This window comes from Streptomyces sp. NPDC058812, from assembly GCF_042744565.1.
GTDB classification, from domain to species: Bacteria; Actinomycetota; Actinomycetes; order Streptomycetales; family Streptomycetaceae; genus Streptomyces; species Streptomyces thinghirensis.
This window is the reverse complement of record NZ_JBHYOB010000078.1, coordinates 1-1456: the sequence shown is the minus strand read 5'-3', so window position 1 is coordinate 1456 and position 1456 is coordinate 1. Positions and strand designations below refer to the sequence as shown.

Genomic DNA, 1456 nt, shown 5'->3' with positions numbered 1-1456 from the left:
CTAGGGTCTGTTGCGAAAGTGGATCTTGTTCGTTGATGATCACGTCTTGTGGGACGTGGTGATCTGACGAACGGCCAGTGGGCCCGGCTTGAGCCCTTGCTGCCGACGGGCATCAAGCCGGGTCGGCCGCAAGTGTGGACGCGGCGGCAGCTGATAGACGGCATACGGTGGCGGACCCGGACCGGTGCTCCCTGGCGGGACGTGCCCGAACGTTATGGGCCGTGGGACCGGGTCTATGACCTGTTCCGGCGCTGGCAGCGGGACGGCACCTGGGCGAGGATCCTCACCCAGCTCCAGGCCGAGGCGGACGCGAAGGGCCTGATCACCTGGGAGGTCAACGTCGACTCCACCGTCTGCCGGGCCCACCAGCACGCCGCGGGAGCGGTGAAAAGGGGGGCCTCCAGAAGGAACCGCCCGGCGGGATCTGCGTCGAGCCGACCGACCACGGCCTCGGACGCTCCCGCGGCGGACTGACCAGCAAGATCCATCTCGCGGTCGAACAGGGGCAGAAGCCCTTGTCGGTCCTGATCACGGCCGGGCAGCGGGGCGACTCCCCGCAGTTCGAAGCGGTCCTGGAAGCCATCCGGGTTCCGAGGCTGGGACTCGGCAGGCCGCGCAAGCGCCCGGACCGGGTGCGGGCCGACAAGGCGTACGACTCTCGCAGCAACCGCTTTTACCTGCGCCGACGCGGGATCAAGGCCACGATCCCGGTCCCAGCGGACCGGGTCCGCAACCGCGTCAAGCGCGGCTCGCGTGGTGGTCGGCCACCGAAGTTCGACAAGACCGATTACAAGCAGCGGCACGTGGTCGAGTGCGGGATCAACCGGCTCAAGCGCCACCGGGCCGTGGCCACCCGGTACGACAAACTCGCTGTCCGCTACGAAGCGACGGTGCTGGTCGCAGCCATCAACGAATGGTTGTGACCAGCACCGTTGCACCGGCCCTCAGACGACGTCGAATTCGTTTCCCTCGGGGTCCTGCATGGCGGCGGCGTAGAACCCGATGTCCGGCTCATCCTTGATCCGCAGTACGGTGGCACCAGCTTTGACCAACCTTTCCACCGTGGCCTTGACCCGCTGCGTGCGGACGTCCAGCGGGACGTCACGGCCCCCACCGACCTTCAGGTCGAAGTGCCACCGGTTCTTGGCGACCTTCAGCTCCGGGACCTGCTGGAACCACACCCTCGGTCCACGTCCCGCGGGATCGATGATCGACTCCGGTATGTCCCCGGCTCCGGCCGGCAACTCTGCCTCGGGCACGCCCACCGCCGCCCAGTAAGCACGCCACGTGGCGTGCCCGCCCGGGGCAGGCTCAGGCACGTAGCCCAGGGCCTCGGCCCAGAACGTCACCATTCTCTGCGGATCGGAGCAGTCGATCGTCAGCTGCACTGTCATTTCCATGCTCGGAGCATCCCAGGCAGGTCTGACAGGCGATCCGCTTTCACAACAGGCCCTAG

General features: G+C 67.4%; 2 protein-coding genes. One reads left to right on the top strand and one right to left on the bottom strand.

All coding sequences use genetic code 11. The annotated features are described in order from the left end of the window. The first annotated feature begins 48 nt into the window (after positions 1 to 48). A protein-coding gene (locus tag ACFW48_RS38750; protein WP_386323382.1) for an IS5 family transposase occupies positions 49 to 923 on the top strand; the annotation gives its coding sequence in 2 pieces (ribosomal slippage) (positions 49 to 442 and positions 442 to 923; 876 coding nt in all). 21 nt (positions 924 to 944) lie between these two features. Here ACFW48_RS38750 and ACFW48_RS38745 read toward each other — a convergent pair. Continuing rightward, a complete protein-coding gene (locus ACFW48_RS38745; RefSeq protein WP_386323383.1) occupies positions 945 to 1400 on the bottom strand; it encodes a VOC family protein in 456 nt (151 codons plus the stop codon). Positions 1401 to 1456: the final 56 nt, after the last annotated feature.